This is a genomic window from Rhizobacter sp. P3_B12, from assembly GCF_056402895.1.
This window is the reverse complement of sequence record NZ_JBFUGN010000891.1, coordinates 1-2,558: the sequence shown is the minus strand read 5'-3', so window position 1 is coordinate 2,558 and position 2,558 is coordinate 1. Positions and strand designations below refer to the sequence as shown.

The following is a 2,558-nucleotide window of genomic DNA, read 5'->3' as shown; positions in this document are numbered from 1 at the left end:
GGCCATCAGCACCACCGGCGCCGGGTGGCGCAGCCCGGCCCGGTCGACCAGCGCCTGCGCGCAGGCCACGCCGTCCATGCCGGGCATCTTCCAGTCCAGCAGCAGCAGCTGGTACGGCCGGTCGCCGGCATCCGCCTGCACCACCCGCCGCAAGGCCTCTTCGCCGCCGGCGGCGGCATCGGCGTTCAGGCCCAGTGCCTGGCTCATCCCGGCGAGCACCTCGCGCGCGGCGGCGTTGTCGTCGACGACGAGCACGCGCGTGCCCGACAGGCTGTCGTGGGGCGCGGCCGGCGGCGCCGCCGCGGCGCCCGGCTGCAGGTCGAAGGCGAGCTCGAAGTGGAAGCAACTGCCGCGCCCCGGCTCGCTGTCGACCGCCAGCTTGCCGCCCATCAGGAGCACCAGGTGCCGGCTGATGGCCAGCCCGAGGCCGGTGCCGCCGTAGCGCCGGCTGGTCGAGGCATCGGCCTGCGTGAAGGGCTCGAACAGGCGCTCCTGCTCCTCGCGGCTCATGCCGATGCCGGTGTCGCGCACCTCGAAGCGCAGCCGCGCCGGTCTGTCGTCGCCGTGGCCGGCGTCGCCTGCGTCGCCTGCGTCGATCACCCGCACCGCCACCACGACCTCGCCCCTGGCGGTGAACTTGACGGCGTTGTTGCCCAGGTTCAGCAGCACCTGACCCAGCCGCGACGGGTCGCCCACCAGCGCGCTCGGCAGCTGCAGCGGCAGTTCGAGCAGCAGCTCGAGGTCCTTCTCGTCGGCCTTCATGCCGACCACGTTGCTCAGGTTGTCCATCACCTCGCCGAGGCTGAACGGGATCGACTCGATGTCGAGCTTGCCGGCCTCGATCTTCGAGAAATCGAGGATGTCGTTGATGATGCCCAGCAGCGATTCGGCCGAGGCGTTCACCTTCTGGATGTAGTTGTGCTGCCGCGCATCCAGGCCGCTCTGCAGGGCCAGGTGCGACATGCCGAGGATCGCGTTCATCGGCGTGCGGATCTCGTGGCTCATGTTCGCCAGGAAGCTGCTCTTCGCGCGGTTGGCGAGCTCGGCGGCGTCCTTGGCGCGCTGCGCCTCGGCGAACACCGATTCGAGGTGCGCGATGGTGTCGGCCAGCCGCTGCGTCATGGTGTTGATGCTGCGCGCCAGCAGCCCGATCTCGTCGCCGGATTCGACCGCGGCGCGCGCCGACAGGTCGCCCGCCGCGACGCGTTCGGCCACGTTGGTCAGGCGGCGCACCGGCCCCACGATGCTGCGCTGGAAGCGCCAGGCCAGCAGCACCGCCGCCAGCACCGCCAGCAGCGCGAGCGCCGCGGCGGCGAGGCGGGCGTCGGCGATGCGGTGCACCGCGCCGGTCAGCGCCTGGCCGAGGCCCGCCTGCTGGCCGGCCGTGAGCCGGGCCAGGCGCTCCAGCATCACCTCGGCCTGCGGTGCCACCTGGGTGCGGTACAGGTAGAGGTCTTCGTAGGCGCGCTCGCCGTTCAGGATGCCGATGATCTGCAGCGCGAGCTCGGTCACCTCGGCACGCTGGCGCCCGAGGTGGTCGAGCAGCGCGTTCTGCCGCGCGTCGAGCACGGCCCGCCGGGCCGCCACCGCGTTCCAGGCCGCGGCATTGGTGGACAGCTGCGGGCCGTAGGCCAGCTTGAAGCTCAGCTCGCCCGACGCGCCGTAGGCGATGAGGTTGGTCACCATCGCGTCGAACGAGGTCTGGAAGCGCAGCAGGTCGGACACCAGCTCGCGGCTGTGCGGGCTCGACTCGCGCGACCGCTGCAGCTCGAGGATGCGGCTGACGCCGTCGAGCACCTGCACGCGCCTGGCCTGCACGTCGACGCGACACAGCCGCAGCGCGGGCTGGTTCTTCAGCGGGTTGTCGTGCAGGTCGAACAGCTGCTTCGGCAGGCCCTCCCAGCGGCGGTAGTCGGTCGTCAGGTCGCTGACGAGGCGCGCCGCGCCCGTCTCGGCCCAGCTGTTCGACATGGCCTGCAGCGCGGCCAGGCGATCCTCGAACTCGCGCCGGGCGACCTGGTACTGCTGCACGTCCTGCGGATCGCTGAGCACCAGGTAGCCGCGCACGTGCAGTTGCATGCTGAGCAGGCTGGCCTGCGCCTGCGTCGAGGCGAGCGACGCGGGGCGGCGCAGGTTCTCGGCCAGCGCGATGTCGCGCGTCAGGTGCTGGCCCGCCAGCAAGGCCAGCAGCACGACCAGCACCGTGACGCCGGCCAGCACGCCGAAGGCCCCCGTCAGCTTGCTGCCGATGCCGAGCGTGTGCCAACGCTCCCAGCGCTCCCGGCGCGCCGCCCCGTTCATCGCGGCAGCCCGAGCGAGGCCCGGAAGGCGCTGCGCTGCGTGTTGCGCCCGAGCCGCACCGTGATCTCCTCGAAGTCGACGGAGGCGGCCCTGAGTGCGGCCTGCGGGCTCAGTTGCCCGCTGGTCGCGGCGGCCAGGCGCAGGTCCAGCGACTGCCAGTAGCTGAAGGCGCCGGGGATGCGCAGGTAGGGCAGCTGCAGCGGGTTGCTGAAGGTGTCGTCATAGGCCTGCAGGTAGTCGCGCACGTCGGTGGCATC

Annotated in this window: 2 protein-coding genes; both read right to left on the bottom strand. The window is 72.1% G+C overall.

Going from position 1 to position 2,558, the window contains the following annotated elements:
• The coding region (locus AC1D01_RS29630) for an ATP-binding protein (protein ID WP_477872806.1) at window positions 1-2,301 on the bottom strand (2,301 nt) is incomplete at its 3' end.
• Window positions 2,298-2,558 (bottom strand): hypothetical protein (locus tag AC1D01_RS29625; protein WP_477872804.1); only part of this gene is annotated, 261 nt, incomplete at its 5' end. The genes AC1D01_RS29630 and AC1D01_RS29625, both read right to left, overlap by 4 nt.